The 26,860-nt window shown below is 64.2% G+C and carries 30 protein-coding genes; 7 read left to right on the top strand and 23 right to left on the bottom strand.

Translation table 11 applies throughout. The features are described from left to right. Positions 1-2 precede the first annotated feature (2 nt). The 3 genes from GTH22_RS19540 to GTH22_RS19530 are packed head-to-tail and all read left to right on the top strand — an operon-like array spanning position 3 to position 1,975. On the top strand, positions 3-611 hold the full coding sequence (locus tag GTH22_RS19540) for an alpha/beta hydrolase (protein ID WP_252947260.1): 609 nt from the start codon (positions 3-5) through the stop codon (positions 609-611). Positions 612-670: 59 nt separating this feature from the next. After that, entirely contained in the window at positions 671-970 is a 300-nt protein-coding gene (locus GTH22_RS19535; RefSeq protein ID WP_252947259.1) for an N-acetyltransferase, read from the top strand. Between the two features lie 42 nt (positions 971-1,012). Continuing rightward, positions 1,013-1,975 carry a pirin family protein gene (locus tag GTH22_RS19530; protein WP_252947258.1) on the top strand — a complete coding sequence of 321 codons (963 nt, stop codon included), beginning with the start codon at positions 1,013-1,015 and terminating at the stop codon, positions 1,973-1,975. A 22-nt stretch (positions 1,976-1,997) separates the two neighbouring features. Here GTH22_RS19530 and GTH22_RS19525 read toward each other — a convergent pair whose 3' ends face one another. The 14 genes from GTH22_RS19525 to GTH22_RS19460 form a co-directional block, all read right to left on the bottom strand. Continuing rightward, positions 1,998-2,387 (bottom strand): hypothetical protein, encoded by a 390-nt coding sequence (locus GTH22_RS19525; RefSeq protein WP_252947257.1) that lies wholly within the window; start codon positions 2,385-2,387, stop codon positions 1,998-2,000. Between the two features lie 114 nt (positions 2,388-2,501). Beyond that, complete coding sequence (locus GTH22_RS19520) at positions 2,502-3,197, bottom strand: RraA family protein (RefSeq protein WP_252947256.1); 696 nt, start codon at positions 3,195-3,197, stop codon at positions 2,502-2,504. Next, positions 3,194-3,889 (bottom strand): alpha/beta fold hydrolase, encoded by a 696-nt coding sequence (locus GTH22_RS19515; RefSeq protein ID WP_252947255.1) that lies wholly within the window; start codon positions 3,887-3,889, stop codon positions 3,194-3,196. The genes GTH22_RS19520 and GTH22_RS19515 overlap by 4 nt, the downstream gene beginning before the upstream one ends. A gap of 60 nt (positions 3,890-3,949) precedes the next feature. Beyond that, on the bottom strand, positions 3,950-4,918 hold the full coding sequence (locus GTH22_RS19510) for a cupin domain-containing protein (RefSeq protein ID WP_252947254.1): 969 nt from the start codon (positions 4,916-4,918) through the stop codon (positions 3,950-3,952). Between the two features lie 139 nt (positions 4,919-5,057). Continuing rightward, the gene (locus tag GTH22_RS19505) at positions 5,058-6,047 is read right to left on the bottom strand and encodes an ester cyclase (protein ID WP_252947684.1); all 990 of its coding nucleotides are present in this window, start codon (positions 6,045-6,047) and stop codon (positions 5,058-5,060) included. A gap of 8 nt (positions 6,048-6,055) precedes the next feature. Continuing rightward, a complete protein-coding gene (locus tag GTH22_RS19500; protein ID WP_252947253.1) occupies positions 6,056-7,090 on the bottom strand; it encodes a LacI family DNA-binding transcriptional regulator in 1,035 nt (344 codons plus the stop codon). A 13-nt stretch (positions 7,091-7,103) separates the two neighbouring features. After that, positions 7,104-7,868, bottom strand: coding sequence for an SDR family NAD(P)-dependent oxidoreductase (locus tag GTH22_RS19495; protein WP_252947252.1), 765 nt, complete (start codon positions 7,866-7,868; stop codon positions 7,104-7,106). Further along, positions 7,868-8,917, bottom strand: coding sequence for an ester cyclase (locus GTH22_RS19490; RefSeq protein WP_252947251.1), 1,050 nt, complete (start codon positions 8,915-8,917; stop codon positions 7,868-7,870). Before GTH22_RS19490 ends, GTH22_RS19495 begins: the two co-directional genes overlap by 1 nt. Positions 8,918-8,937: 20 nt before the next feature. Continuing rightward, a complete protein-coding gene (gene hisD / locus GTH22_RS19485; protein WP_252947250.1) occupies positions 8,938-10,248 on the bottom strand; it encodes a histidinol dehydrogenase in 1,311 nt (436 codons plus the stop codon). A 12-nt stretch (positions 10,249-10,260) separates the two neighbouring features. After that, positions 10,261-10,791, bottom strand: coding sequence for an ester cyclase (locus GTH22_RS19480; RefSeq protein ID WP_252947249.1), 531 nt, complete (start codon positions 10,789-10,791; stop codon positions 10,261-10,263). A gap of 4 nt (positions 10,792-10,795) precedes the next feature. Beyond that, positions 10,796-11,677: a carbohydrate ABC transporter permease gene (locus tag GTH22_RS19475; RefSeq protein ID WP_252947248.1), complete on the bottom strand. Its 882-nt coding sequence runs from the start codon at positions 11,675-11,677 to the stop codon at positions 10,796-10,798. Between the two features lie 10 nt (positions 11,678-11,687). Continuing rightward, complete coding sequence (locus GTH22_RS19470; protein ID WP_252947247.1) at positions 11,688-12,719, bottom strand: carbohydrate ABC transporter permease; 1,032 nt, start codon at positions 12,717-12,719, stop codon at positions 11,688-11,690. A 69-nt stretch (positions 12,720-12,788) separates the two neighbouring features. Further along, a complete protein-coding gene (locus GTH22_RS19465; protein WP_252947246.1) occupies positions 12,789-14,045 on the bottom strand; it encodes an ABC transporter substrate-binding protein in 1,257 nt (418 codons plus the stop codon). Between the two features lie 92 nt (positions 14,046-14,137). Continuing rightward, positions 14,138-15,187, bottom strand: coding sequence for an ABC transporter ATP-binding protein (locus GTH22_RS19460; RefSeq protein WP_252947245.1), 1,050 nt, complete (start codon positions 15,185-15,187; stop codon positions 14,138-14,140). A gap of 120 nt (positions 15,188-15,307) precedes the next feature. Here GTH22_RS19460 and GTH22_RS19455 point away from each other — a divergent pair, with 120 nt between their 5' ends. After that, complete coding sequence (locus GTH22_RS19455) at positions 15,308-16,309, top strand: ester cyclase (protein WP_252947244.1); 1,002 nt, start codon at positions 15,308-15,310, stop codon at positions 16,307-16,309. A 72-nt stretch (positions 16,310-16,381) separates the two neighbouring features. Here the strand turns inward: GTH22_RS19455 and GTH22_RS19450 are convergent, their stop codons facing one another. The 5 genes from GTH22_RS19450 to GTH22_RS19430 are packed head-to-tail and all read right to left on the bottom strand — an operon-like array spanning position 16,382 to position 20,056. Beyond that, positions 16,382-17,101: an HAD family hydrolase gene (locus GTH22_RS19450; RefSeq protein WP_252947243.1), complete on the bottom strand. Its 720-nt coding sequence runs from the start codon at positions 17,099-17,101 to the stop codon at positions 16,382-16,384. Then, positions 17,098-18,087 (bottom strand): quinone oxidoreductase, encoded by a 990-nt coding sequence (locus GTH22_RS19445; RefSeq protein ID WP_252947242.1) that lies wholly within the window; start codon positions 18,085-18,087, stop codon positions 17,098-17,100. The genes GTH22_RS19450 and GTH22_RS19445 overlap by 4 nt, the downstream gene beginning before the upstream one ends. Positions 18,088-18,113: 26 nt before the next feature. Beyond that, positions 18,114-18,755 (bottom strand): DsbA family oxidoreductase, encoded by a 642-nt coding sequence (locus GTH22_RS19440; RefSeq protein WP_252947241.1) that lies wholly within the window; start codon positions 18,753-18,755, stop codon positions 18,114-18,116. A gap of 4 nt (positions 18,756-18,759) precedes the next feature. Continuing rightward, positions 18,760-19,461, bottom strand: a complete 702-nt coding sequence (locus tag GTH22_RS19435; protein ID WP_252947240.1) for a glutathione S-transferase family protein — start codon at positions 19,459-19,461, stop codon at positions 18,760-18,762. Further along, a complete protein-coding gene (locus GTH22_RS19430; protein WP_252947239.1) occupies positions 19,448-20,056 on the bottom strand; it encodes an NAD(P)H-dependent oxidoreductase in 609 nt (202 codons plus the stop codon). The genes GTH22_RS19435 and GTH22_RS19430 overlap by 14 nt, the downstream gene beginning before the upstream one ends. Before the next feature lie 131 nt (positions 20,057-20,187). On the opposite strand from GTH22_RS19430, the gene GTH22_RS19425 reads away from it, so the two are divergent. Next, positions 20,188-20,559, top strand: a complete 372-nt coding sequence (locus GTH22_RS19425) for a winged helix-turn-helix transcriptional regulator (RefSeq protein WP_252947238.1) — start codon at positions 20,188-20,190, stop codon at positions 20,557-20,559. A gap of 227 nt (positions 20,560-20,786) precedes the next feature. Here GTH22_RS19425 and GTH22_RS19420 read toward each other — a convergent pair whose 3' ends face one another. Together GTH22_RS19420 and GTH22_RS19415 are read right to left on the bottom strand one after the other, a co-directional pair. After that, positions 20,787-21,488, bottom strand: a complete 702-nt coding sequence (locus tag GTH22_RS19420) for a DUF5681 domain-containing protein (protein ID WP_252947237.1) — start codon at positions 21,486-21,488, stop codon at positions 20,787-20,789. Further along, positions 21,485-22,786 (bottom strand): DNA methyltransferase, encoded by a 1,302-nt coding sequence (locus tag GTH22_RS19415; RefSeq protein ID WP_252947236.1) that lies wholly within the window; start codon positions 22,784-22,786, stop codon positions 21,485-21,487. The genes GTH22_RS19420 and GTH22_RS19415 overlap by 4 nt, the downstream gene beginning before the upstream one ends. A 130-nt stretch (positions 22,787-22,916) precedes the next feature. On the opposite strand from GTH22_RS19415, the gene GTH22_RS19410 reads away from it, so the two are divergent. Both GTH22_RS19410 and GTH22_RS19405 read left to right on the top strand, forming a co-directional pair. Beyond that, positions 22,917-23,246, top strand: coding sequence for a helix-turn-helix domain-containing protein (locus tag GTH22_RS19410; protein ID WP_252947235.1), 330 nt, complete (start codon positions 22,917-22,919; stop codon positions 23,244-23,246). Between the two features lie 40 nt (positions 23,247-23,286). Further along, positions 23,287-24,108 carry an ImmA/IrrE family metallo-endopeptidase gene (locus GTH22_RS19405; RefSeq protein WP_252947234.1) on the top strand — a complete coding sequence of 274 codons (822 nt, stop codon included), beginning with the start codon at positions 23,287-23,289 and terminating at the stop codon, positions 24,106-24,108. Positions 24,109-25,133: 1,025 nt separating this feature from the next. Here GTH22_RS19405 and GTH22_RS19400 read toward each other — a convergent pair. After that, the gene (locus tag GTH22_RS19400) at positions 25,134-26,069 is read right to left on the bottom strand and encodes a 3-hydroxyacyl-CoA dehydrogenase NAD-binding domain-containing protein (protein ID WP_252947233.1); all 936 of its coding nucleotides are present in this window, start codon (positions 26,067-26,069) and stop codon (positions 25,134-25,136) included. Between the two features lie 2 nt (positions 26,070-26,071). Then, positions 26,072-26,860 carry an SDR family oxidoreductase gene (locus GTH22_RS19395; protein ID WP_252947232.1) on the bottom strand — a complete coding sequence of 263 codons (789 nt, stop codon included), beginning with the start codon at positions 26,858-26,860 and terminating at the stop codon, positions 26,072-26,074.

The raw sequence follows: 26,860 nt of genomic DNA, 5'->3' as shown, positions 1-26,860 counted from the left end.
CCATGGGAACGGAAAGCTATCAGGCATTGACGAGACCGCCGGAGTCGGGAGCGCCGCTGATCTTTGCCTTCCACGGCACCGGCGGGGATGAATCCCAGTTCTTCGAGCTTGCCGGGCAACTCCTGCCCGGCGCGGGTATCGTTTCGCCGCGCGGCGATGTCTCGGAGATGGGGGCTGCGCGTTTCTTTCGCCGGACCGGCGAGGGTGTTTACGTTATGGAGGATCTGGCACGCCGAACCGAGGCGATGGCCGATTATGTTGCGGCGCACAAGGCGCAGCATCCGGGCAGCCCGGTTTACGGGTTCGGTTACTCGAATGGCGCCAATATCCTTGCGTCGGTGACCACGGCACGGCCCGATCTGTTCGACCGGGTCGGGCTGCTTCACCCGCTGATCCCCTGGGCGCCGGATGCGGCCCCGGGCCTCGCGGGAACCCGGGTTCTGATCACCGCAGGCCGGCGCGACCCGATTTGCCCATTGCCGCTGACCGAGCGGCTGATCGGCTGGTACGCGGAGCAGGGGGCCGAGGTTGCGACGGACATCCATGACGGCGGGCATGAGCTGCGCCAGCCGGAGCTTGTGGCGCTGCAGAGCCTCGTGACAGCGGACTGACCTCGCCGGGGCACGCCCTGCTGCGCCCCCTGCCTCAAATGTAGAAAGGAGCCCGGATCGTGGCTGACGTTGAGATCACTTACACCGAGACCGAGAGCAAGGGGCGTTACGTGGCGACCACGCCGGAGGCGGAGGGCGAAGCCGAGCTGACCATCTCCAAGGTCACGCCTACGCTGATCATTGCTGACCATACCTTCGTGCCGCATAGCATGAGGGGCATAGGTGTGGCGCGGATGCTGGCCGATCGGCTGATCGCCGATGCCCGCAGGCGCGGCGAACGGATCGTGCCACTCTGTCCTTTTGTCCGGGCCCATGCGCTGAAGCACCGGGAAGAGCTGGCAGATGTTATCCAGTGGTGAGAATGCCCGGCAAGAGAGACGTTATAGACAGAGAGGACGACCATGAGCTGGAACCCCACACACAATCCGGAGTGCCCGTTGGAGCACGCCGGGGAGATCGACACGCTCATCATTCCGCGCGCCCGTGATCTGGGGGGCTTCGAGGTGCGCCGTGCCTTGCCCGCCCCTGCGCGGCAGATGGTGGGGCCGTTCATCTTTTTCGACCAGATGGGCCCGGCGGAGTTCATCACGGATGGCGGCATCGACGTGCGCCCCCATCCGCATATCGGCCTCGGCACGGTGACCTATCTCTACCAGGGTGAGTTCGAGCATCGGGACAGCCTTGGCACGCATCAGATGATCTACCCCGGCGAGGTCAACTGGATGGTGGCCGGACGCGGCGTGACCCATTCGGAACGCACCAGCGAGGAGACCCGCGCAACCCAGCACAAGCTGTTCGGCATCCAGACCTGGATTGCCCTGCCCGAGGACCGCGAGGAGATGGCGCCCGACTTCGAGCATCACAAGGAGGCCGCCTTGCCGCAGTTTCAGGACGGCGGGGCCACGGCCCGGCTGATCCTCGGCGCGGCCTATGGCAAGGCGAGCCCTGTCACCATGCAATCGGAAACCTTTTATCTTGACGTCGTGCTCCAACCAGGTGCCGCCTTCCCCCTGCCCGACGATCACGAGGATCGCGGCATCTATGTTTCCAAAGGCAGCATCGAGGTGAGCGGTGACACATTCGAGGCCGGTCGGATGATGGTGTTTCGGCCCGGTGACCGGATTTCGCTCAAGGCCGGGCCGCTGGGGGCGCGGCTCATGGCGCTCGGCGGGTCGACACTGAACGAGAAGCGTTACATCTGGTGGAACTTCGTCTCCTCCTCGAAGGATCGGATCGAGCAGGCGAAGGAAGATTGGAAGGCGGCAGATTGGGCCAACGGGCCTTTCAGGCTGCCGCCGGGAGATGAACAGGAGTTCATTCCGATCAGCGCCGAGCTCGAGCGCACCCGGCCCCGCGACTGGTAGGGCCGGGCGAGAATGTGGGCGGTCAGGCCTTTGGTCGCGCGAGATACAGGACTGACAGGATGAGCCAGAGACCGGCGATCATGGCGGTCTGCGCCCAGTAGGGCCAGGTGGACTGGCCCTCCGAGAGCACCGAAGCCAGGGCCTCCGACATGTTGACCGACGCGAGGCCGAGGGCGATTGCCCCCAGAACGGCCAAGGCGATGGGGACGAGTTTGATATCCCCGGAAGCCGCGTAAAACAGGCCGACGTAGCTCAGGACTGCGAAGGAGATGATCTTGTCTTGGTAGGCGTAGAAGGGCGTGTCGTAATAGACGAAGAGAATGGGCACTTTGAGACCGAAGTAATGCGCAATCGCCATGCAGACGAAATAGGCGGTAAGCGCAAGGAGGCCGAAGCGCAGGGTTTGGGGCATGGGTGGCTCTATTGGTTGGTGATTTGCGGTCAGGGCAACAAGGCACGGCTACCAGAGGGAAGGGGTTGAAGGCTGACGCGCGGCGCCTTGAAGGGTAGCGCGACTGCGACGCGCTCAGGTCCGCGCTTTCTCGAAGGCGGACCATGCGGCCTCGAAGCTTTCGAAATCGAAGCCGGTGGCGCGGGCGGCATCGAGTACGATGGCCTCGGTGCCTTGCATCTTCGTGATCGCTGCCCCCAGTTCGATGACGTAATCGTGCGGGATCACAAGTGCGCCGTGCCGGTCGGCGTGGACCAGTTCGCCATCGCCAATCGTGAGGCCGAAGACCGTGGCTGGCGTGCCGATCTCGAGGACGTGGACGAAGGCATGGCTGGGGCCGATGGAACCGGCGATCAACGGGAAACCCTTGGGCAGGTCGCCCAGGTCGCGCATGACACCATTGGTCAATGCCCCGGCGAGGCCGAACCCCTTGTGGACGGAGGTGTTGATCTCGCCCCAGAAGGCGCCGATGGCATCTGCGCCGTCCAGATCCTCGACTACCGCGAGCGCGGGCCGGGGGCCGGAGGCCATGTGGCGGTAGTAGTCCATCCGACGGGTCTTGATCACCTCGGGCGGCTCCTCGGGGGGAGCGATGGCGGCGATCTTGGCGGTGCGGGCGAAGCCCACGATGGCGCCCGCGCCCGGGTCGCTGCTGAGGACCGTGCCGCGGGTGAAACGATCAAAGCCGCGCTTGCCCTCGACCACCTCGATGGCGTTGCAGACGGTGGGCGTATCGACCCTGCGCAGAAGGTCGAGAAGGTCGGGTGTCATGGTGTCTCCAGCCAGCGGGCGAGCGCTGCGTTTGTTGCGTCGGGTTGTTCGAGGGTGGGCAGGTGGCCCGCGTCCTCAATGATCGTGAGCGTGGCATCGGGAAACAGGCTGGCCATCAACTCGTGCCGCTCGATGGGGCAGAGCTTGTCATGCCGTCCGCAGAGTACCAGCGCCGGGCCTTCGAAAGCGCGGAGGGTGTCGCTCTGGTCGGGGCGGTCGCGCAGGGCGATGGACTGGCGGATGAACACCTCTGGCCCGAGGCTGAGGGCCATCTCCATGCAAAGATCGAGCAGCGGCTGTGTGCCCGGGGCGTCAGCCAGGTAGTTGGGCATCATTTCGTCGCACATGACCTCGACCATGCGGCCGGCGCGCGCCATCTCGATCTGCGGACCGCGCCGGTCCCTCACCGCCTCGGCCTCGGCCAGCGGGTTGGTATCGAGGAGCGCGATGCGCTCGACGCGGGAGGGCGCCTGTCGCAACACCTCCATCGCGACGATGCCGCCCATCGACAGACCGGCCAGTGCAAACCGCTCCGGCGCACCGGCAAGCACCGATGCGGCCAGCGCCTGAACGCTCTCGGCGCCCGATATCGGGGCATGATGCACGGCGCGGCGGCCCGAGAAGTAGGCGGTTTGCGCACCGAAGAGCCGCGCATGGCACATCATGCCGGGCAGAAAGAGGAGCGGGGTCATCGCGGCAAAGCGCCCGCATGAGATGTTTGAGTTTTGGTCATTGGGGCGCTCTCCCTGCTGTCAGGTCGCGGTCCAGCTCGGGCCGGCGGGATCTTTGGTTCCGACAATGTGATAGAGCGCGGCTTCGCCGGTCATGGAGGGCACGGCGCTATGCGCGAGGCCTTCGGGCACCGACATCGTGTCGCCGGGCGCAATTGTCGTCGTGCCGCCGTCCCAATCTACTCGCCAGTGGCCCTTGACCGGCATCAGGACAGAGGGACGATCATGGCTGTGTTTTGTCTCAGAGGCCGACGCGCGGGTGACGAAGTCCACCTCGAAGCCGGGTTTGTCCTTCAGCAGCCCGTGTTCGCCGATCACCTTGCAGGGATTCTTGTCGGCCAGGGCCACCATATCCCAGTAGCGGGCGACGTGATTGGGCAGCACCTCGGCGGTGCTGGGTTCGGGCCGCTTTGCAAGCTCCGCCTCGGACATCAGCGGCATCGGTCGAACACCCTCGGGCAAGCGCTGCTGGAGCTTGGTGTCATAGAGCTTGCCGTCCTCGCCGAGCACCAGCCCGTGATCTGCGGCGTCCTCGATCACCTGCGGGGCCCACATCACGCCGCCGCCAGCATCATCGCCACCGAGGATCGCCATGATCATCCCGTAGTCGGTGCCGATATTCTCGAAACCGCGGAAGATGCCGGTGGGGATGTTGAAGATGTCGCCCTCTTCCAGCACCACCTCGCCTGCGGTGCCCCAGCGGCCCCAGAAGAAGCGCCAGCGCCCCGACAGCACGAAGAACGCCTCGGCGGTGTGGTGATCGTGCAGCGAGTTGCGGCACTTGGGCGGCTGGCCCGCAGCGCCGATGTTAAAGCCGTGCGCCAGCGCGATGTGAACGTGCTGGTCGGGCGACTCGGACACGCCGCCGCCGATGATGGTGAAGTTCTCCTTCTGGTCGCTGCCGGGCGTATGGGCGTCGATGAAGGCGGTCTTGCAGGGTTGCAACTCGCCGTAGCGGACGATGCGGGTTTCGATCTCATGCGGGGTCATCTGTGTGGTCCTTCTGTCTGTATCCGTGAGGTGGGGGCATGAGGCCCCTGGCCTGGCGGATGCAGGTTGAGCCGCCGCGCCCGCAGCCCGGCGCGATGCGCGTGAAAGCGCCGCGCGGTCTCTTGCGGGCAAGGCAGCATCAGAGGTCGCCCGTCTGGAGCAGGATCTGCTTCCAGATCGAGGTCTCGTCATAGAGCGTCCATTCGCGGCGGATGCGGGGCTCACCGCCCACGAGCGCGCCCCATTCGATGTGGCTGATGCCCAGCACGAAGACCTCCGCGCCGGTGGGCGTGCCGAAGCCGCCCCAGCCTTCATGCTTGCCGTGCATGGTCCAGCGCAGGGCCGAGCGGGGCGGCATCATGGGATCATCGCGGCCGATGGTGTGGTGGAGGGTGAATTTCGCGTTGGGGAAGGAGGCGCGGAGGCCCATCCAGAAGCGGTCTGCCCCATCGAAGGACAGCGTATCCAGCCCGCCGGGATAGTAGAGGTTGGCGCCGCGGTCGTAGGCCTTGGGGATCACGGTGAAATCGGCATTCATGATGCGGGTGAGCACATCGGCGTGGCGCTCGCCCCATTCGCTTTGATTGCCGGTGCCCTTGTAGGGGCCTTCGACATCATTGGCGGGGGTGTAGGGCTTGACGCAATGCTCCGGCCCGCCTTCGCGGGCGATAAGGTCGCGGGCGTAGTCCTTGGGCTCCCAGCCGAGTTGGCGGACGATGGCACCCTGGTCGCGGATCAGCCATTCATCGTTGATCTGGTTATCCTTGGCATGACAGTCGGCGAGGATGCGGTAGTGCAACCGCTTGCCGGTGGGCGCGCCGTAGACCCCGGGATTGGCGTGGGTGGCGGTAGAATGCAGTCGGTGGCTGGAGAGCATGCCCTCCTCCGGCGCGCCCGACCAGATCACGTCCTCGCCGTAGAGCGTGCGGTCGGGGAACTCGGCCAGCGTCGCCATGGTCGCGGCGATCACGCCCTGGTTGCCGACGACTACGGAGGCGGGCGAGCGCACCACGATCTCGGGCGCGTAGTAATCGTGCAGCGTGGCGATGCCGCGATCTTCCCAGATCTCCTTGGTGATGCCGATAATGTAATCGGGAAAGTCGGAGAATTTCGGGTCGAAGCCTTTCATCGGGGCGGTCATGTCGTCGTCCATCCTTCGGGAATGCGTGCCGACCCCCGCACGATCAGCGGCGCCTCCAGCGCGATGCTCGTGGCGGTTGCGGTGTCGAATGTTTCGATCTGCGCGAGCAGCGCCTTGACGGTCTCTTCGACCATGAGGTTGGCGCGCTGACGCACGGTGGTGAGGTTGTAGGACAGCCAGGCGGCTGGCGGCACGTCATCGAAGCCGACAACCGAAACGTCGCCGGGGATGCTCAGGCCCAGCTCGTGCCGGATCACGTCCATCGCCATGAAGGCCATGTGGTCGTTGCCGACAAAGAGCGCGTCGGGGCGCTGCTCGGCCGGGACATCGAACATGGCCAGCGCCGCCTCGCGAGCCTGGTCCACATCGAAGTTTCCGACCTCGCGGGCAAAGACGGTCCGGCCCGCCGCCGACAGCCCGGCCATGAAGCCCGACTCCCGATCCCTCTGGGTCGAGGCGCCCTCCCAACCGGCGATATGACCGATGCGCTCGTGCCCGCCAGCCAGGAGAAACTCGGCAACCTTCCGGCCGCCGCCGAAGTTGTCGGAGGTAATCGCGGCGATGCCCGCGCGGTCCTCATAACGGTTGAATTGCACCACGGGCACGCCTGCGTTCTGACAGCGCTCGGCGATATCGGAGGACATTGCGACAGAGGCAAAGACGATCCCGTCGACCTGGTAGTCGAGCATCTCGTCCACGACATCATCGATGTTGCCCGCCTTCTGCGAGGCCATGAAGATCAGGACGTGGTAGCCTTCGCGTTGCAGGGCATTCGACAATTTCTCCAGCGCCTCGGGATAGAAATAGTTCTCCAGATAAGCCACCACGAGGCCGATGATCCGGCTTTTGCCGGAGACCACGGCGCGGGCGAGAATGTTGGGGCGATATCCCAGCTCCTCGGCGGCCTTGCGGACCTTGTCGACGGTTTTCTTGGAGGCCGAGGCCCCGGGAGTGAAAACCCGGCTGACCGCCGATTGGCTGACGCCCGCCAGCCGCGCTACGTCGAGTGATGTTATTTTGGTATCGGTCATACTCTCTCGCTCATCAATCCGACGTCCATCCGCCATCCACCATGAGCGCGGTGCCGGTGATCAGCGCCGCCGCGTCGGAGGCCAGGAAAACCGCCGCGCCCATGATGTCCTCCACTTCGCCGATGCGGCCCAGCTTGATCTTCTCCTCGACCCAGGCACGGCGCTCGGGCCGTTCGAAGGTTTGCTGGGCAAGCGGCGTCATGATGAAGGTCGGGCAGATCGTGTTCACGCGGATGCCCAGCGACCCCCACTCGATGGCCATCGACTTCGTAAAGCCCTCGACGGCGTGCTTGGTGGCTGCATAGACGGCGCGATCAACCCCGCCGACCTTGGCCATCTGGCTGGAGATGTTGATGAGCGATCCGGGCCTGCCAGCTTCGATCAGCCCCTTGGCAACCGCACGGGTCAGAAAGTAGGCGCCCTTCACGTTGAGGTCGCTGGCGGCGTCGAAGTCCTCTTCCGTGGTTTTCAGCGCGGGAGAATGGCGGGCCAGACCGGCAGAGTTCACCAATATGTCGAAGGGATCATTAGCTGCAACAGTCGCCTCGGTCGCCGCAACGTCGGAGACATCCAGTTCGAGGACCGAGGCGGCATGCCCGGCTTCCGTCAGTGCCTCTGCCAGTTCTGCAAGCTTGCCCGCTGAACGCGCGGCCAGGGTGACGTTTGCTCCATGCTCGGCCAGTGCCACCGCACAGGCCTGGCCTATGCCCGAAGAGGCACCGGCGACCAAGGCGCGTTTGCCGTCGAGACGGAAGGAGGGTGTGCGGGGCAGGTCCATCAGACCTCCCCGACCGGGAAGGGTATGCGGCCGGGCACGCGGGTCTTGTTGAACTCGCGCAGGCGAGCGAAAACATCGACCCCGAGTTGACGATAGGCGTCGAGGATATCGACCATGACCCAGTTCTCGCGGATTCTGCCGTTTTCCAGGCGCCAGAAATCCAGTGACCGCATGGTGATTTTCCGGCCCGACGGGGCGATGCCCATCCAGCCGTCATGGGTGACGGTTTGGACCATGTTGGGCCAGCCCGTGACGGCGGCGTAATCGCCATCGCCGAAGAAGTGATAGGTGATCTCGTCGAGGTACTGGCCGCGGTCGGGCATGCCGTTCAGAAACGGGATCTGGTGCCAGTTGCGGAAGCCCGCGATCCCGCGTCCGGTGCCGATGCCCGCGGGGCCGTACCATGTCATCCGCTCGTGCCAGAAGCGCGGCATTTCCATGACCTCGGGGCCGCCCTGCTTGGGATGCTTCTTCATGTGGGTCAGCATGTTGATGATATGCTGCTGCGAGGCTCGTGATTTCCCCTCGTCCCACGGGCCGGGAATGATCCCGTCCTGGGTTGCGGGGCCGGGGATGCAGAATTCCAGCCCGAGGCTCGGTGCCATTGGCCATGCGCCCGCCTGCATCATGACCTCGGGAATGTCCCAGAGGGTCTGGATTTCGACAACGCGGCCCTGCTCGAAGCGGTAGAACTCGTGGAAGCGCATGTGAACGAGATGCCCGGTCGGCGGAATGTCGAGCCAGGGGCCGGCAAAGGTGCCGACGTAGTGCCCGCCGCAGCCGACCCAGTTGCCGCCGTGCTCGTCTGGCCCGGCCATCACGATCCAGTCGCGGCGTTCGAGATCCGGCAGGGCATCGAGCAAGGGTGCATAGCAGGCATCATAGAAGGCATCCGGCCCGGTGAAGTCCCCGAAGGGGTGCGGCATGTGGATCACCGCATCGCTGGCAAGGACTGCGCCGAGGGCTGCGCGGACACCCCCCTCGTCGAAGTCTTTCATCGCCGTCCGAAGCGGAGCTAGAGCCTTCTTGTTGGCGGTGTGTTCGTCCATCACTCCATCTCGCATGTCTGTCACTCTGCCGCCGTGCCATAAGCCACATTGCGCCCGCCGTAACGGCGCACGCGGATATTGCATTGTTCGGCATGGCCCACGAAGCCCTCAAGCATGCAGAGCCGCGAGCCGTATTCACCGATCATTGCCGCCGCCTCATCGGTGACGATCTTCTGGTAGCTGTGGGTTTTCAGATACTTGCCCACCCAGAGCCCGCCGGTGTAGCGCCCGGCCTTCTTGGTCGGCAGGGTGTGGTTGGTGCCGATCACCTTGTCGCCGTTGGCAACGTTGGTGCGGGGGCCGAGGAACAGCGCGCCGTAGCTGTGCATGTTTTCCAGATACCAGTCGTCGCGGTCGGTCATGACCTGGACGTGCTCGTAGGCCATGTCGTTGGCGACCTGAAGCATCTCCTCGTGGGTCTCGCAGAGGACCACGTCGCCGTAGTCCTCCCAGGAGGCGCGCGCGGTTTCAGACGTGGGCAGAACCTGCAGCAGGCGGTCGATCTCGGAGAGCGTCTCTTCGGCCAGCCTGCGGGAATTGGTGATAAGGCAGGCGGGCGAGTTGTAGCCATGTTCGGCCTGGCCCAGCAGGTCGGTTGCGCAGAGCTCGGCATCCACGGTGTCGTCGGCGATCACCATCGTCTCGGTCGGGCCGGCGAAGAGGTCGATGCCGACGCGGCCGTAGAGCTGGCGTTTGGCCTCGGCAACGAAGGCATTGCCCGGGCCGACGAGCATGTGCACGGGGTCGATGGTCTGGGTGCCCAGCGCCATGGCGCCGATGGCCTGGATGCCGCCGAGCGCGTAGATCTCATGTGCCCCACCCAGATGCATGGCGGCGATCACCGCCGGGTTCGGCTCGCCCCTGAAGGGAGCGGTGGCGGCGACGATGCGCGGCACGCCTGCAACAGTGGCAGTTGCCACCGACATATGCGCCGAGGCGACCATCGGGAACTTGCCGGCGGGCACGTAGCACCCCACCGACTGCACGGGGATATTCTTTTGGCCGAGGATGACGCCGGGCAGGGTCTCTACCTCGATATCCTTCATCGAATCTCGCTGGGCGCGGGCGAAGTTCATCACCTGGGCTTGGGCGAACTTGATGTCCTCCATGTCGCGGGCGGCGACCTTGGACATCAGCCCCTCGATCTGGCCTTGGGTCAGCCGAAAGCTCTCGGGGTTGTAGTTGTCGAACTTCTGGCTCATCTCGCGCACGGCGGCGTCGCCGCGTGCTTCGATATCGGCGAGGCCCGCCTCCACGATGCCGTGCACCTTGGCGTCATCCTCGGCGCGGGCGGTTTCGGGTTTTGATGTCTTGATCCGTTCGATGCTCATCTGTCTCGATCCTCAGTTTGCGGGGCGGGGCGGCACTTTTGCGCCCCGGTCGAAGGCCTCCCAGCCTTCGCCGTTGAAAACGTCATGGCCCAGCTGGGCCAGCACGTGGGGGAAATCGACCATCACCCAGTTGTCGGTGATCTTGCCGTCCTCGACCTTCCAGAAATCCATGTAACGGATGGTGACGCGCTTGCCGGTGGGCGCGACCCCCATGAAGGGGCCGGAATGCGTGGCCTCCTGCCGCCCGAAAGCTGCAGCCCATTCGCCCATGTAAAGCCGGGCCTCATCGATGCAGCTCTTGTTGGAGAAGGCAGCCTGAAACGGGCGCTGCCAGTTGTCCTGAAACTCCTGTAGCCCGGTCTTGGTACCGCAGCCCTCATTGCCCATCCAGCGGAAGCCCTCGGCAAAGAACTGGCCGATATCGTCGATCCGGTGGTCATTGAGACCGTCCACCATGGCTTCGATCACGGCGCGGGTTTCTTCGGTTTTGGCCATGTCCGTGTCGCGGGACAGGACGGCCTGCTCGGGTCTTGAGCCTTTCATGTCGTTACCCTTTCACGGCGCCGGCGGTCAGGCCGCTGACGATCTGGCGCTGGAAGAACATGATCAGCAGGAACAGGGGCGCGGTGGCCGAGACCACGGCGGCGACGGCATACATCACCTTGCCCTCGACCTGCGTGGTGCCCATGAAGCTGTTGATGGCGGGAATGATGGTTTCGTTCTGCTCGCTCAGGAGCATCACCGTCACGGTGAAATCGTTGTAGGCGAGCAGGAAGCTGAACAGCCCGGTGGTGATTACGCCCGGCCACATGACCGGCACGATCACATGCCAGAAGGCCTGGAACCGGGTGCAGCCGTCGACCATGGCGCTCTCGTCCATGTCCTTGGGGATGTTCTTGAAGAACGAGTGCAGCATCCAAAGCGTGAAGGGCTGGTTGATCGCCACGAGCACGATGATGGTCGTGGGCAGGATGCCCCAGACGTTCCACTCGAAGAACCACAGCAGATAGCCCGAGACGAGCGTGATATGCGGCATGGCGCGGAACACCAGCGCGGCCATCAGGATCCAGAATGCATAGCGGAAGCCGGACCGAGCCAGCGCATAGCCGCCCAGTGTGCCGAAGGTCAGGGAGATGACCACGGTGAAGAAGACGACGATGCCGGTGTTCTTGAAGTTGAACCAGAAGCTCTCGTCGACCCAGGCGCCGCGATAGGCCTCGGTGGTGAAGGCGCTGCCGGTCTGGGCGATGGTGTTGGTGCCTTTCAGCGCGTTCATCCAGTCGGCCTTCGACAGGAAGTCGGCCTGCACCTTGAAACTGCCCCAGAAGGTCCAGAAGAACGGGAAGGCCGCGATCAGGAGCCAGAGCAGGACAAGGCCGTAGGAGGCGATCTTGAGCGGGGTCAGGCGGGAGTCTGCTGCGGTTGCCATGATCGTCTCCTCAGTGGGCTTTGCGGGTGAAGTCGCGCCATGTGCGGATCAGGACGGGCATCATCAGGATGACCACGAGGATGATCGTGAGCAGCGATGTCGCGCCTGCCGAAGCGTAGAGCGGATTGCCGCTCTCGCGCAGGTCGTTGAAGATGATCCAGCTCAGGGAACGGGCGTGGGCTTCGGCGGAGAAGCTGACTATCGGCTCGAAGACGCGGAAGTTGTCCATGATCAGCATCAGCGTCACGAAGGAGACCAGCGGCATCAGATGCGGCACGATCACATGGATCAGGCTCTGCCACTTCGAGGCGCCGTCGATCTTGGCGGCTTCGACCGTGTCGGCCGGGACGGTTTGCAGCCCCGCATAGAAGGTGATGAAGCTGAACGGCAGGGTGTGCCAGACGCCGTAGACAATGAGCATCGTCCACATCAGCGGTGTCGAGGCCTTCAGGCTGAGCGAGGGATCGTTGAAGATGTTCTGGATCGTCGCCCCGATCACGCCATCGCCGTCGACCATCCAGAACAGGATCAGCGAGCCGACCAGCGGGGTGACGAGAAAGGGCAGCAGCGAGATGAAGATCGCGAGGCCCTTCAGCGCGCCGGGAAGGTTGTTGACCCCGACGGCGATGGCCAGCCCCAGCACCAGCACCAGCGGTGTCACGATGAAGGTGTAGACCAGCGTGAAGGTCAGCGCGTTGTAGAACGGCAGGTTATACACCTCGCGCCAGAATTCCCCCATGCTGTTCGTGTTCGCCCAGGCCTCGCCGATATCGGAAATGGCAAGATGCGAGCGGTTGAAGTAGGTGTTCAGCCCGTTGAAGCGCCCCAGGGGCTGTTCCTCACGGAGCTTCGCGGTGGCTTCGGTGTCGACAGAGGTGGTTTCGGTGCAGCCGAAGGGGCCGCAGCTTTCGGACACCACCTGCACCTGCTCATGGGCGACGAAGAGGGATTGCACGAACACCGAGACGATGGGCAGTGCGATGAAGAGGATCATCGCCGAGAGCGTCGGCAGGATGAACCAGAAAAAGGTGCGATGCTTCATGGCGTCCGTCCCGAGTGTTGCGGTGAAGGTGTTCGGGAGGGGCGATGAGCCGCCCCTCCCGAGCGTCGGTTACTTGAGGAATCCGGCTTCCTTGGCGGCCGTGATGTAGGCGGCCTCGACATCTGCGAGGGCCTTCTCGGCGCTCTCGCCGCCTTTCAGGAAGTCGGACAGTTCGGCCCCGAGAGCGTTATGCATCAGCCCGATCTGCGGGATCATCGGGTAGGGCTTTGCCCCGCCCTGCGCCGTGGCGGCGACACCCGCGGCGGCGGGCCCGGGCTTGAAGCCTTCCAGCAGCCAGACCGCATCATCGTTGTTGGCCGCGACCATCTCCGCAGTCAGGCCGGAGGCCAGCGCGGCAAAGGTCGCCTCGGCTTCTGCGTCGGAGATGTTGGTCGAGATGGTAAAGCCGTCCCACCACAGGGTCGCGCCGGGCACGCCGCCGGGCTCAACCGATGGCGCTGCGGACAGGACCGTGTTCGAGGTGATTTCCTCTGTCGAGCCCTCGTCATCAAGGATCGGCGCGCCGCGCGAGCCCCACATGATGCCCAGAGCGGCCTGACCGGCCTCCCAGAGGCCCTGGGTCTCGTTGGAGGCCTGGGTCAGATGGTCGGGGTGGGCGTATTCGACAAGCTCCTTAAGCGTGGCCAGCGCCGCAACGCCCGCGGGGCTGTTGATTGCCGGCTCCGCCGTGCCCGGTTTGAAGAACTCACCACCATGGGCCATGAACACGAGGTTGAAGGTTTCACCCACGTTCCAGCCGGTCTGCATGTTCATCACGAGGGGATGTTCCATGATCCCGGCCTCACGGATCGCCTTGGCGGCGGCGATGACCTCGCCATAGGTTGCCGGAACCGTGTCGATGCCCACTTCGGCAAGGATGTCCTTGCGCGAGAAGAGGTGCTGCGAATTCGCCATGAAGGCCACGGCCATGATGTTTCCATCAAGGGTGATCATCAGGTTTTTCGGCAGGTTCTGACCGTACTTCTCGACCAGGTCGTTCAGCGGGCGAACGAGGCCATCGTTCATCAGCTGGGTGAGGGTCGAGTTTGCGACGATTACCGAGGTGTATTCCGCCGGGTTCGGCGTCAGCGCGGCGTTCATGATCTGGCGCGCCTCGGTGGTGTGGTTGCGGGTGAATTCGGCGGCCTGCGCACCGCAGTTCTGCTCCGCGGCATCGGCAACCGCGTGGATCGCCGGGAAATCGGAGGCGAGGATGCGGATGCTCTGGCCTTCGGGGCCGCACATGGCGGCATGGCCTTCGGCATGGGCGGTGGTGGACATCAGGCCCGCGACAAGGCCGGTGATGGCGATCTTCTTCAGAAACATGTCATTCTCCCTGCGTTTCTGTTGGACTGGACACGCCCTGTTTTCACGCATCCGCTGACCGCACCCGGGGTGGCCCCGGAGGCGAAAACCTCTCAGGCCCCGATCCGCTGGCCGGTCTGACCGTCGAACAGGTGGCAGTGATCGTGGGGCACCTGGATCGACACCATGTCGTGGATCTCGGCGCGGAAGGCCTTGTCGGCGCGGACGCTGACCAGCGTCTTGCCAATGCGAACGGTGACCATGGTGGCATCGCCCAGAAGCTCGAGCGTGTAGATCGGCGCATTGATCTGTCCGTCACTTGCGACGACCTGCGCATCCTCTGCCCGAAAGCCCAGGGTGATCTTGCCATCGGGGGCGGAGAGCCCGTCGATCCGGGTCTCCGGCGCGGTGAAGCTGCCACCCGCCAAGGAGCCTTCGATCAGGTTCATCGCCGGTGAGCCGATGAAGCTGGCGACGAAGGTGTTGGCGGGGTTGTCGTAGATCTCGGTCGGGCTGCCGACCTGCTGGACGATGCCCTTTTCCATCACCACCACGCGGTCCGCGAGGGTCATCGCCTCGATCTGGTCGTGGGTGACGTAGATCGTGGTTACGGACAGCTCGTGGGACAGGTTCTTGATCTGCGCCCGTGTGGAAACCCGCAGCTTGGCGTCGAGGTTCGACAGCGGCTCGTCCATCAGGAAGACGTTGGGCTCGCGAACGATGGCACGGGCCAGCGCGACGCGCTGGCGCTGGCCGCCCGAAAGCTCTGCCGGTTTGCGGTGCAGGAACTCATCCAACTCGACCATCGCGCTGGCGCGGCGCACCTTTTCGTCATGGGTTGCCGGGTCGATGCCGCGGACTTTCAGCGGAAAGCGGATGTTCTCGTAAACGTTGAGGTTGGGGTAGAGCGCGTAGCTCTGGAACACCATCGCCACGTCGCGGTCTTTCGGCTCCAGGTCGTTGACCTTGCGCTCGCCGATCCAGATCTCGCCGTCGCTGGGGTCTTCAAGCCCCGCGATCATCCGCATAGTGGTGGTCTTGCCGCAGCCCGAGGGCCCGAGCAGCACCAGAAACTCGCGGTCCGCGATCGTCAGGTCGAAATCGTCGACCCCGACAAAGCTGCCCCACCGTTTGCTGACATTGCGAAGCTGTATCTCGGCCATTTGGGCCTCCCCTAGGCGTGACTGGTCGCAGTTTTGCATGCGCTTGCAAAAAGGCTAGACTCGGTGCCGGGGATTTGGCAAGAATTTTTTGCAAGCGTATGCAATATGATGGGGAGGGCCATGAATTTCCAGCAGGAAAAGGGCGTCGTGCGAGTTCTGTATGCGGCACTCGATGGCGCTGAGGCGGACCGGATCGGGGGCGTCCTGGCCGAATCGATGGAGCCTGACGCACTCTGGCGGGGCTTCCACCCTTTCGGCGAGCTGACCGGCCCGGAGGCCGTGGCCGAGCGCTTCTGGCAGCCCCTTCGCCGCGCCCTGTCGCGCTTGCAGCGACGGGAGGATATCTTCTTTGCCGGGCGCAACGAGATCGACGGGTTTGCGGGCGTGTGGGTGGTGTCGATGGGGCACTTGATGGGCCTGTTCGACCAGCCGTGGCTCGGCATCGCCCCGACCGGCAAGATGGTTTTTCTGCGCTATTGCGAGTTCAACCGCATCGAGGGTGGCCGCATTGCCGAGACCGCCATGTTCTTCGATATCCCGCACCTGATGATGCAGACCGGACTCAACCCCTTTCCGCCCCAGACCGCGGCCCACCTCGTTCAGCCCGGACCGCAGACCCATGACGGGCTACTCCATGACGACGCATCGGAGGCCGAAAGCCGGGCCACGCTCGCCGCGATCAACGCGATGATCGGAGACCTGGGCACTTGGCAATCTGGCCTGCCGCTGGAGGAGGAACTGGCGCTCACATGGGCCGATGACATGATCTGGTGGGGCCCCGCCGGGATTGGCGCGACCTACACGATCGAGCGTTATGCAAAGCAGCACTCGGCCCCTTTCCGCGCGGCTTTCACCGACCGCTCCAAGACCCGCCACCTCGCACGCCTTGCCGAAGGCCATTACGGCGGCTTCTTCGGCTGGCCAAACTTTACCGCCCGTCACACCGGCGGTTTCATGGGGATGCCCGGCTCGGACAAGCCCGGCGAGATGCGGGTGATCGACATCTACCGGCGCGAGGGCGACAAGCTGGCGGAGAACTGGATTTTCATCGACCTTCTGCACTTCTGGAAGACGCAGGGCGTGGATATCCTTGAACGCACGACCGGGATCGCGGGCGCCTGAACGCTGGCCTGTATTGGCTCCGGGCCCGATCAAGGGTATCCGGGTTATTCCTCTACTGCGCTGCCGTGGCAGCTAGGTCAGTGCCTCCGAGAGCTCGGTAAAGCTGCCGACCTCCAGGTCGTAGGTTCCCGGCGGCGGCAATGGGGCCTGCCCTGACGCATCCGCGCCCCACTCGACAGGCCGCCGCACCAGCGCGGTGCGGAACCCGACCTGGGCCGCCGCATCCAAGTCGAAAGGATGGCAGGCCACCATCAGGCAGGCCTCTGGCGGCAGTTGCAGCATTTTCGCCGCGCGCTGGTAGGCTTGCGGCAGGAGCTTGTACATACCAAGCCCCTCGCAGGAGAGCACCGCATCCCAGGTCAGCCCGTTGTGCCGCGAGGTGTCGATGACCAGCCGGTAGGACAGCAGCGTGAAGGAGGCAACGATGTAACGGTCGCGCAGTGCGGCGAGGCCGTCGCGGACATCTGGCCAAGCCGAGAGGCGATGGGGGGCCTGCCAGGCGATGCGGCGGCGATCAGCATCGCCGAAGGCCTCAAGCGCCTCTTCGCGCAACAAGGTCTCGAGACTGAGCGCATGGGCTTCGTCGAAATTGTATCCGGGCGGCCCATCGCTTCCGAGATTGAGCATCATTTCCATCGACAGGCGGCGAAACCTGTTCGCCACTTGGCCCCAGTCGCGGTCGATCTCGTGGCGCCGGCCGGCCTCCGCGAAGGCCTCGCGGAAGCCGGTGTGCCAGTCGAGCACGGTGCCCCCAGTGTCGAAGGTCAAGGCCTTGATTCCGGACAGGCTCATGGGATCAGGACGGTCGCGCCCAGCGTTTTGCCGGATTCGATGGCCTGATGCGCCTTGACCGCGTCCTTGAGCGGGTACTCGTAGTTGATGTTGGCATCGAGTATGCCGTCGCCGATGGCCTTGAACAGATCTCGCGCGGTCCATTCTAGATCCGAGCGCTTGGCGACGTAGTGCATGATCGCCGGGCGGGTGATGAAGAGCGAGCCGCGCCGCCCGAGGTCCTGGATGATGTCCACCGGGTCGGGCGGGCCTGAAACGTGCCCGTAGGCCGCGCAGACCCCCATGAGGCGCAGGCTGTCGAGGCTGTGTTGCAGCGTGTCCTTGCCGATGGCCTCGTAGACCACGGCGCAGCCTTCGCCGTCGGTGACATCGCGAACCACCTCGACGAAGCTCTGCTGCGCGCGGACCACCGGGAAATCGCAGCCTGCCGCGCGGGCGACCTCGGCCTTTTCCTCGGTCGAGACCGTGCCCACGACGGTTGCGCCGAGCGCCTTGGCCCACTGGCACAGGATCAACCCCATGCCGCCCGCGGCTGCATGCACGAGGATCGTGTCGCCGGGCTGCACGGCATAGGTTCGATGCAGCAGGTAATGCGCGGTCATGCCCTTCATCAGCAGCGCGGCAACTTGCTTGTCGTCCAGACCTTCCGGCATGTGCAGCAGCTTGTCGGCGGGGTAGTTGCGAACCTCGGAATATGACCACAGGGGCGGGATCCCGTAGGCCACGCGGTCGCCCGTTTTGAACCCGGTGACGCCCGCACCGACGCCTTCGACTACGCCCACGCCCTCGAAGCCGATCACCACCGGAGGCTCATCCACCTTCCAGGGATGCGAGATGCCGCCCCGGTGGTAGGTGTCGGCAAAGTTGACGCCGACCGCGGTGTGCCGCAGCCGCACCTCTCCCGGGCCCGGGTCGGGCACATGCCAGTCCTCCCATTGCATGACGTCCGGCGGTCCGAGGCGGTGGATCACTTGTGCCTTGCTCATTCTCTCCTCCCTGGTTTGTACGCGTTTCACGCAGATCGGGTGCTTGCCAGCTCCTGCAGTATGCGGGCGTAGGTCTCTTCCCCCTGTGCGCCGGTCATGAGGTACTGGCGCTCGAAGAGCATCGCCGGAACGCCGGTGATGCCGCGCGACGTCCAGAACTGCTCGCTGTCGCGGACGTCTTTCGCCAAGGCACCGCTCTCCAGCACGGCCAGTGCTGCATCGCGGTCGAGACCGATGCGGCCTGCGACCTTTGCCAGCACCTCGGTGTCATTCAGGTCTTCGCGGCGGGTGAAGAAGGCGGCGAAGAGCGCCAGCTTCATGTCGTGCGCCTTGCCGTGCTCCCCGGCCCAGTCGATCAGCTGGTGGGCGCGGAAGGTGTTCACCATCCGCATGTCGTCGGCGTAGTTGAACTCGAACCCGAGGGCCGCGCCCAGCTCGGTCAACCGCGCCCGCGCCTTGCGGGACCCCTCCGGCGTTGTGCCGTATTTGGCTGCCAGATGGTCCCGAAGGTTCTCGCCCTCGGGGGCCATCTGCGGGTTCAATTCGAATGGGTGCCAATGCACGTCAAGCTCTATGCCGGTCTGTTCTGCGGCCCCGGCCAACTGGTGATAACCGACCACGCACCAGGGGCAGACCACATCCGAGACGATATCCACACGGAGTGTCATGGTCTCACGCCTTGAACCGGGCGGCATTGGCCGAAGCGGCGGCGTCGATGTCGCCCTTGCCGAAGGCCGAAGGACGCGGCTCTGGCAGATGCAGGGCCTCCTGCACTCTCGGCATCGCATCGAGTCGGTCGAACCAGGCCTGGAGGTTGGGTAAGCCTTCAACCTCGACCGTTGCCCAGAAATAGCTGCGCGCCCAGGGGTAGGTTGCGATGTCGGCAATGGACATCTCGCCCCCCACCATCCAGTCGCGCCCTTTGAGCCGGGTATCCAGCACCTCCAGCAAGCGGCGGCTTTCGGTCACGTAGCGGCTGATGGCGTAGGGCACCTCATCGCCATTGGGCTTGGCGATGCGCTGGAAGAACATCGCTTGCCCCATGATCGGGCCGATATGGCCAACCTGGAAGAACAGCCATTGCAGTGTTTCGGACCGCTCCACAGGATCGGAGGACAGGAACCGCCCGTATTTCTCGGCCAGGTGCCACAGGATCGCGCCGCTCTCGAAAACGGCGCGGCCCTCCGCCCGGTCCCAGATGGTCGGGATCTTTCCGTTGGGGTTCATCTTCACGTAGTCGGGGGCGTGCTGCTCCTTCTTCGAGAAGTCGACATTGACCAACTCGTACTCGATCTCAGCCTCGTGGAGAAAGATGAGCGGCTTCCACCCGTTCATCGTGTTGGCGGTGTAGAGGACGATATCAGGCTGCGACATGGTCAGCCTCCGCGAAGATGGCATCCAGATGCGCGTCAAACCGGACGAGATCGGCGCTCACCTCCGGGTTCTTCATCACGTCGAAGGCCCCGAAGCTCGGTAGCGGTGCCATGCCGAAGAACTTCGCATTGAGGTGGACCGGGCGCAGCAGGTCATCCATCGACAACCCTTCGAAGAACGGCTCTTCGGGATCATCGAAGGCCTCGCGCGGTGCATTGAACGTGGCTGAGATCATGTAGCGCGTGCCCGAAAGCGTGCCGCCCATTCCGTAGTTGGACTTGGGCGCCTCGGCGGTGCGGCCGTCACCGGCGCAGAGCCGCCCGTCCATGCCGACGGTATAGACCTCATCCATGTATTTCTTGAACGACCACGGCACCCCCATCCAGTTCACCGGAAACTGCATGATCACGGTATCGGCCCAGCGGTGATTTTCGACTTCGGCCTCCACGTCATAGCCTTCGGCCACGGTGGTCAGGCGCACGTCGTGGCCTTGCGCCTCAAGACGGTCTTTCGCCCGGCTCGCGAGTGTCGCGTTCAAGCCGCCGGGCGCGAAGGGATATGGTTGTGCACCGTTCAGGATCAGGATCTTGCTCATCGGTTTCGTCCTTGCTTTCAGGTTTCGCGCCGCTTGACAGGCGGCACGCTCGACATGAAATTGAGCACACCAGATACGAAAAACAACCAGTATACTTTTGGTAACCTGGGCCGGCGAGAGGAGGATCTGTCGTGGAGGCACGCGTTGAGGAAGACAAAGAGGGGCGCAGACATGTGCATGACGCCTGCCTGGAGCCCTGTGCCATCGAGCGCGGGATGCGGATTATCGGGGGCAAATGGACCGGGTCGATCCTGTGGCATGTCAAGGACGGGCCGGTTCGGTTCAACGACCTTGCCCGGATGGTCGGCGGCGCCTCGAAGAAGATGATCGCCGAACGGCTGCGCCAACTCGAAGCGCAGGAACTGGTCACGCGCAGGGTGATGGACACGGCCCCGGTTTCGGTTCAGTACGAGATCACCGACCTGGGGCGCACGGCGCTTCGTTTCCTGGACGAGCTGCGGAAATGGAGCGAGAGCCTTCCTGATCGTCTGACGAGCTCCTGAACCGACGCGTCCGTCCATTTCTCGATTATGAAGCCCAACCGCCGGCCATGATTCTTCTTGCAAGCGGATTGGATTCTGATCGCGCAGAGACGAAAGCGGAACCGTTCATTGCTGGGTGGGATGCATCCTACATTTCCGCCCGACAGATCGTTCAATTGATCCTGGCCGAGCCAATCTCATTGGGCTGATCATCACATGAAGGTTTTGAGCGCCAACCCATGCGAAGGCTACCGGGGTTCCAACATTCTCTCCCCAAGTCTGATGTGCCTTTTGATCTCCGCCCGCTCCTGCGGGTCCTCCTCGTCCTCCAGCGCCACCTTCAGTTCCTCCACCGCCTCCCGGATCTTCGGCACGTCGGCTTGCCATCGGTCATAGAGCGCCTTGTCTTCCCGTGTCATCGGCCCGGTGATCCGGACGGTGCCTTCGCGCATGTCGAGAACGATCTGGTCGGGGTGCGGGATCGGCTCCGGCAGATAGGTGATGCCCAGCGTTTCGCGGCGGCGCAGTTCCGCCTCCCACTCCAGCTTGTAGGTCAGCGCCTTGTCGAAGTAGGCATCGTGCAGCTGCTTGCGGGAGGTTTCGGTGGCGGCAAGCAATTCCGCAAAGAGGCGCTGTGATCGGTGCTGGCCCTTGGCCGCGTTGACGGCCATGGCGCGGACAATCGCCTGGGCCATCGGGATTGTCACGTTGCGGGCGCCGTCACGGACCGTGATGCCACGGTAGGCCTCGTCGAGGATGATGTCCTTCAACCGTTCTTCGTGGAGACCGGGCCGCTTGTTCTTCGCACCACGCGGCCGCCCTTTCGGATTGCCCGATTGCCCCGGCTGGAACTGGCCGTGCTTCGGCGGCTTGCCGTAGCCGACTTCATAACTTGCCTGTGCGACCGGCACGAGCTGCTCCCCCGGTCCCTTCTTGCCTGCCCCGCTCATTCGGCCGCAACCTTCAGATCGGGCTTGGCAGACCAGCCGCAGACCAGTTGCTCCGCCTCGTCCTTCGCGAAGGTTTCCCAACGCGCCAGGATCCGGTCGCAGTAGATCGGGTCCAGCTCGCAAAGGTATCCCCGACGCCCCGTCTTTTCGGCAGCAATGAGGGTCGAGCCTGACCCACCGAAGATGTCGAGCACGATGTCCCCCCGTCCCGAGACATCGCGGATCGCATCGGCGATCATCTGCACCGGCTTCACAGTGGGATGCAGCGCCAGCTCTTCCATGCGGCCCGCATGGCGGGAGTTCACCCCGCGATACTCCCAGACATTTGTCCGGTAGCGCCCGTGCTGACCGAGCTCGAAGGTGTTGATGTGTGGCGCCCTGCCCTTCTTGAACACGAAGATGAGCTCGTGGAGAGAGCGGTAGAAACTCCCCATCCCGCCGTTGTCCTTGGCCCAGACGATCAGGTTCTTAAGCTCGTCGTAGACCCCCTGCCCCGCCGCAAGCATCTCGGCCATGTGGCGCCAGTCCATGCAGAGGAAGTGGATGGAGCCATCGACACTGTGTTCGGCCAGGTGCTGGAAGGCTCTGCGGAGGAAGGCCGTGAACTCCGGCTCACTCATCTCGCCCGAAGCCATTGCGAACTCCCGGTGCTGGATCTTGCCGGAGTTGCCGACGTGCCCATCGATCTTCACGTTGTAGGGCGGGTCACAGAACACCATCCGGGCCTGCTCCCCGCGCATCAACGCTGACACTGTCTCCGCGTCCAGCGCATCCCCGCAGACCAGGCGGTGCCGCCCGAGCTGCCAGACATCCCCGGGGGTGACCCGCCGGGGCGCGGCCTCCGGCAGTAGGTCATCCTCCGGCGCCCCGTCCTCCTCGGGCGCGACGGTCTCCAGCAGGTTGTCGATCTCCGGGATCGAGAAGCCGGTCACCCCGATGTCGAAGTCGAGGTCCTCAGACATCAGCGCACCGAGTTCGGCCGCCAGCAAGTCGTCGTCCCAGCCCGCATTCAGCGCCAGCTTGTTGTCGGCCAGCACGTAGGCCCGCTTCTCCGCCTCGCTCATGTGCTCGATGCGAAGGCACGGAACCTCGGTCCAGCCGAGCAGCTGTGCGGCCGCAACCCGGCCATGGCCCGCAAGGATGCGTCGCCGCTCGTCGATCAGCACCGGGTTGGTGCACCCGAAGGTCCCGATACTGTCGGCGATCTGCCGGACCTGCTTCTTCGAATGGGTTCGAGCATTCGCTGCCCAAGGGGTGAGATCGCCAATAGCGATCATCTCGATATTCTGTTGGGCCATTTTGGGCCTCCTTTGCACTGCTCGGTGGCAGAAACGACTGACCTGCCTCATCAGTATGATGTATCTTACGACTGGCCATTCGTCAAACTGGGGCATATACCCATGACTGCCAGATCAGACGGAGGGGCCGATGAGCATCGGAGAAAAGCTGTTCAGCCTGCGGCAGAAGACCGGTGAGTCCCTGCAGCAGGTTGCGAACGCGGTCGAGGTGTCCAAGGCGCATGTCTGGGAGTTGGAGAAGGGGCGCAGCCGCAACCCGAGCTTCGAGCTGGTGCGCAAGCTTGCCGACCACTACGGCGTGAGCATCGACGTTCTGACCGGGCAGGCCAGCGAGCCGAACAGGGACGAGCTCCAGGTCGATCGCATTCACCGCGATCTGGGCAGCCTCAGCGAGCGAGACCGCGGGATCATCGAGCAGATGATCGAGACCATGAAGTCTTCTGAACCGAAGGTGCCTTAGTATCCCGAAGCTCGACCGGATTACCCTGACTGACATCCATGTGCCGGAAAGGCTGGCGCAAGGAATCCACGGCCAGCTCGACTTGCCGACCTGCTCAGTTCCCATCGTCGAAATCGCCCGGAAACTCGACATCGGGGAGGTCCGTTGCGAAAGGTTTGACGGCTTCGAGGGAATGCTGCTGACCGACCGGGTTCGGAGCCGCGGCGCGATCCTCGCAAACACCCGCCATGGCAGTCGGCGTGCCCGCTTCACAGTGGCACATGAACTCGGGCATTTCCTGCTCGAACGGCATGAGCTGTCCGGGGAGACAGGATTCCTTTGCCAAGCGGTCGACCTTCGAGAAACCCGACAAACCAGGCACCATCAACGCCAGGAGTCAGAGGCCAACCGTTTTGCAGCGGACCTCCTGGCGCCCGCGCGGTATGTGGCCGATCTGTTGTCGCATGACCCGGATCTGCGGGAGGCCCAAAGGATCCGGGATGCACTCGACATCAGCCTGGAGGTCTCAGTTCGCAGGCTGGTAGAGGTGAGGGACGAGGCGCTCGCTGCGGTCTGGAGCCTCCATGGCCAAGTCCGCTACGTGGTCCGGAGTTTCGGCTTTCCGTTCGTCACGTTGCAGAAGGGCGACCCGGTTCCCAAAACGACCGCCGCACACCGGGCCGGACGGAACGGTTCTACAGGGTTCACTGAGATGGTCGAAACCCACTCCATGGCATGGACTGGCCAGTCGGAACTCGACATGTGGGAGCAGACACGCGTTGGCCAAAACGGCCACGCGGTCACTTTGCTTCAGGTTGAGCTGACCGAGGAAGGTTCCGATAACGGTCATGGTACAGACCCGAATATGCCGGGGTTTCGGTGAATCCCTGTTGCTCTTGATTTCTTCGCTGTTCTTAGCTGGTCGTTCCCTGTTCCTCTGCTCAGATTTCCCTGTTCCCTCAGGAACAGGGAAATCGGCTACACGCCATTGATAACACGCACCTAATCCGGATGGATATCGCCAGTTCCGGCGCCAGGAAGCCCGCCTGGAGCGCAAATTCCCTGTAAATTCCCTGTAAACAGGGATTTCTTACCCCAGACCCGATAGCCGTGGACTACCACCGCAGCCAGGCACTTTCCGGAAAATGTGACGGTACGCGTTTGGGGCCACTGTGTGGCGTGAGTTCAAAGGCTTGCGCATGTGGGGCTCTTGCTGAGACCGGAAGACAGGGCCGAATGGCCGCCAATTCTGGCCCAGGCCTCAGTTCGGCAAATCCATGGTAGCAGTTTGAATCCTTGGGGAGTCAGAGCGCGGCGAAGATGGCGCGGTGATCGGCTCGGGCCGAATGTCATCCCCTTCGTCCCCAACCTGGGCTGCAATGGCCGACGTATCCGATTTGGGCTGCTGGGTGTCTCGGGCGATCCCGATCCGATTCATCGGTTCAAGCAGTGTGGCGATGTCTCGATCAGCCTTGAGTGCATCGAGCCTTGGTGCGATCCTTCCGACAGCATCCGCAGTCGGCTCGACCAGCAAATATCCGGGCGAGGGGGGGGCAGCGAGCATCTGCCGGACCAGCCCGACTACAGGCCCTTCCAGCTCCTCGGCCGGTAACCTCTGGGCGTCTGGGTTCTGCAATTGCACTGCTGTCAGTCAGTTGGTTGGAGATGTAATAGCGCAGGCCAGTGCCGGACCGGGTTTTGCTTTGCAGGGGTGTGAGCTGATCGCCGGTTTATCGCAGACCTTGCTGCAGAGCGGGCTGATGCGCGCGCTTGGGCACCGCCCGCGTTGCCGTGCGGAGGTGGCAGGTGCCTCTGGGAGACAGGCTGCGGACCCCAACTGCTCGGGGGCAAGAGTGAGAACGTCTCGCGTCGTGATACCTGAGCACGCCCGCGGTTGCGGGCAGGCACTCAATCCACCGCGCTAGTCTTTCCGCCCATGGCCTTCAAAGCAACCACGCGGTCCAAGAAGCTGTCGCGCGCTGCTGCCAGACCGGCTGCGGGCGTGGGCCCATAGGCTTCCTGAACCGCGCGACTGACGCGGGCGATCTGCGCGTCGTCCAGCGAGGGCTGTCCCAGCTCGGAGAAGAGCTTGCGCTGCATCGGCGTGAACATCTTCCAGAAGCCGTCGATCCCACCCGCGCCGCCGCCCAGGTGATATGTCAGCAATGGCCCCATGAAGGCCCAGCGCAGGCCGGGTCCCTCGCTGACCGCCGCATCGATGGCCTCGACGCTGGCGATGCCGCTGTCGAGCAAGTGGATGGCCTCACGAAAGACCGCCGCCTGAAGGCGGTTTGCGATATGGCCGTAGGTCTCGCGGTCGACCCGGACAGGCACCTTTCCGACCGAGGCGTAGAAGCTCTCGGCGCGTTGCAGCGCCTCGGGATCGGTCTGTGCGCCGGCGCCGATTTCCACCAGCGGCACGAGGTGCGGCGGGTTGAACGGGTGGCCGAGCACAACCCGGCCGGGGTGGGTGCAGGCGCTTTGCATATCGGAAACGGAGAGCGCCGAGGAACTGGACGCGAGGATGACCTCGGGGCGGGTGTGGGCATCGAGGTCGCGGAACAGCGCGATCTTGGCGTCGCGCCGCTCGATGGCGCATTCCTGCACGAAATCCGCCCCCGCGCAGGCGCGCGCGAGGTCGGTCTCGAAGCGCAGGCGCTCGGCGCGCGCCGGGTGGCCCAGAATACCCGCCACCGCCTCGCGCATCGTGGCCTCGGCCTCGGGGCGCAGGTCGGTCACGGTGACATCCAGGCCGTGCAGCAGGAACAACGCCGCCCAACTGCTGCCGATCAGCCCCGCGCCCACCACGGTGACGTGGCGGATCGGATCGCCTGCGCCGCTCATGGTCACAGGGTCTCGACGTTGCCGCAAACGCTGAGCGCCTGCCCTGCGATGCCGGAGGCGGCGGGGGAGGCGAGAAAGAGCGCCATGCTCGCTATGTCCTCGGGGCCGACCATGCGCCGCAGCGAGATGATGCGCAGGTACTCGTCCTGCACCTCATCGAAGCTGCGCCCTTCGGCGGTGGCGCGATCCTGCATGACGCGGTCCATCCGCGGGCCGCGCACCGGGCCGGGCAGAATGGCATTCACCCGGATGCCATCGGGGCCGATCTCCTTGGCAAGGCTTGCCGTCAGCCCGACGATGCCCCACTTGGCCGCGGCATAGGGCGTGCGCAGCGGGTAACCAAGACGCCCCGCCACGGAGGCGACATTGAGGATCAGCGCATCCGTGCCCTTGCGCAGCAGCGGGATTGCGCCTTGCAGCACGATGAACTGGCCGAGGATATCGACATCGAGCGTGCGGCGGATGTCGCCCAGGTCCAGATCCTCAACCCGACCCGTGGGGCCGGCGATGCCGGCGTTGTTCACCAGCACGTCGAGCGCGCCGAAGCTCTCGGCGACGGTGGCGATCATCGCAGCGACTGCGGCGGTATCGGAGACGTCGGCAACGATCGTGATGACTTCGGGGTGCTCGGCGGCGAAGGCATCGAGCGCGGCCTTGTCCACGTCGCAGATCGCCACGCGGGCGCCAGCTTCGAGAAAGGCGCGCGCGGTGGCGGCGCCGATGCCCGAGGCCCCTGCCGTCACCAGCACCCGTTGTCCCGGAGCGGGACGCATACGTTCGAGATAGCTCAT

The sequence above is a fragment of the Oceanicola sp. 502str15 genome, from assembly GCF_024105635.1.
In the GTDB taxonomy this organism is placed as follows: domain Bacteria; phylum Pseudomonadota; class Alphaproteobacteria; order Rhodobacterales; family Rhodobacteraceae; genus Vannielia.
Note: the sequence above shows the minus strand (reverse complement) of the source record. Positions and strands in the feature narration are given on the sequence as shown.

What these genes read in the sequence shown, in the direction of transcription:
- GTH22_RS19540 (WP_252947260.1), top strand. Translation starts at nt 3, where the DNA reads ATGGGAACGGAAAGCTATCAGGCATTGACGAGACCGCCGGAGTCGGGA.
- GTH22_RS19530 (WP_252947258.1), top strand. Translation starts at nt 1,013, where the DNA reads ATGAGCTGGAACCCCACACACAATCCGGAGTGCCCGTTGGAGCACGCC.
- GTH22_RS19525 (WP_252947257.1), bottom strand. Translation starts at nt 2,387, where the DNA reads ATGCCCCAAACCCTGCGCTTCGGCCTCCTTGCGCTTACCGCCTATTTC.
- GTH22_RS19520 (WP_252947256.1), bottom strand. Translation starts at nt 3,197, where the DNA reads ATGACACCCGACCTTCTCGACCTTCTGCGCAGGGTCGATACGCCCACC.
- GTH22_RS19515 (WP_252947255.1), bottom strand. Translation starts at nt 3,889, where the DNA reads ATGACCCCGCTCCTCTTTCTGCCCGGCATGATGTGCCATGCGCGGCTC.
- GTH22_RS19510 (WP_252947254.1), bottom strand. Translation starts at nt 4,918, where the DNA reads ATGACCCCGCATGAGATCGAAACCCGCATCGTCCGCTACGGCGAGTTG.
- GTH22_RS19505 (WP_252947684.1), bottom strand. Translation starts at nt 6,047, where the DNA reads ATGAAAGGCTTCGACCCGAAATTCTCCGACTTTCCCGATTACATTATC.
- GTH22_RS19500 (WP_252947253.1), bottom strand. Translation starts at nt 7,090, where the DNA reads ATGACCGATACCAAAATAACATCACTCGACGTAGCGCGGCTGGCGGGC.
- GTH22_RS19495 (WP_252947252.1), bottom strand. Translation starts at nt 7,868, where the DNA reads ATGGACCTGCCCCGCACACCCTCCTTCCGTCTCGACGGCAAACGCGCC.
- GTH22_RS19490 (WP_252947251.1), bottom strand. Translation starts at nt 8,917, where the DNA reads ATGGACGAACACACCGCCAACAAGAAGGCTCTAGCTCCGCTTCGGACG.
- hisD (WP_252947250.1), bottom strand. Translation starts at nt 10,248, where the DNA reads ATGAGCATCGAACGGATCAAGACATCAAAACCCGAAACCGCCCGCGCC.
- GTH22_RS19480 (WP_252947249.1), bottom strand. Translation starts at nt 10,791, where the DNA reads ATGAAAGGCTCAAGACCCGAGCAGGCCGTCCTGTCCCGCGACACGGAC.
- GTH22_RS19475 (WP_252947248.1), bottom strand. Translation starts at nt 11,677, where the DNA reads ATGGCAACCGCAGCAGACTCCCGCCTGACCCCGCTCAAGATCGCCTCC.
- GTH22_RS19470 (WP_252947247.1), bottom strand. Translation starts at nt 12,719, where the DNA reads ATGAAGCATCGCACCTTTTTCTGGTTCATCCTGCCGACGCTCTCGGCG.
- GTH22_RS19465 (WP_252947246.1), bottom strand. Translation starts at nt 14,045, where the DNA reads ATGTTTCTGAAGAAGATCGCCATCACCGGCCTTGTCGCGGGCCTGATG.
- GTH22_RS19460 (WP_252947245.1), bottom strand. Translation starts at nt 15,187, where the DNA reads ATGGCCGAGATACAGCTTCGCAATGTCAGCAAACGGTGGGGCAGCTTT.
- GTH22_RS19455 (WP_252947244.1), top strand. Translation starts at nt 15,308, where the DNA reads ATGAATTTCCAGCAGGAAAAGGGCGTCGTGCGAGTTCTGTATGCGGCA.
- GTH22_RS19450 (WP_252947243.1), bottom strand. Translation starts at nt 17,101, where the DNA reads ATGAGCCTGTCCGGAATCAAGGCCTTGACCTTCGACACTGGGGGCACC.
- GTH22_RS19445 (WP_252947242.1), bottom strand. Translation starts at nt 18,087, where the DNA reads ATGAGCAAGGCACAAGTGATCCACCGCCTCGGACCGCCGGACGTCATG.
- GTH22_RS19440 (WP_252947241.1), bottom strand. Translation starts at nt 18,755, where the DNA reads ATGACACTCCGTGTGGATATCGTCTCGGATGTGGTCTGCCCCTGGTGC.
- GTH22_RS19435 (WP_252947240.1), bottom strand. Translation starts at nt 19,461, where the DNA reads ATGTCGCAGCCTGATATCGTCCTCTACACCGCCAACACGATGAACGGG.
- GTH22_RS19430 (WP_252947239.1), bottom strand. Translation starts at nt 20,056, where the DNA reads ATGAGCAAGATCCTGATCCTGAACGGTGCACAACCATATCCCTTCGCG.
- GTH22_RS19420 (WP_252947237.1), bottom strand. Translation starts at nt 21,488, where the DNA reads ATGAGCGGGGCAGGCAAGAAGGGACCGGGGGAGCAGCTCGTGCCGGTC.
- GTH22_RS19415 (WP_252947236.1), bottom strand. Translation starts at nt 22,786, where the DNA reads ATGGCCCAACAGAATATCGAGATGATCGCTATTGGCGATCTCACCCCT.
- GTH22_RS19410 (WP_252947235.1), top strand. Translation starts at nt 22,917, where the DNA reads ATGAGCATCGGAGAAAAGCTGTTCAGCCTGCGGCAGAAGACCGGTGAG.
- GTH22_RS19400 (WP_252947233.1), bottom strand. Translation starts at nt 26,069, where the DNA reads ATGAGCGGCGCAGGCGATCCGATCCGCCACGTCACCGTGGTGGGCGCG.
- GTH22_RS19395 (WP_252947232.1), bottom strand. Translation starts at nt 26,860, where the DNA reads ATGAGCTATCTCGAACGTATGCGTCCCGCTCCGGGACAACGGGTGCTG.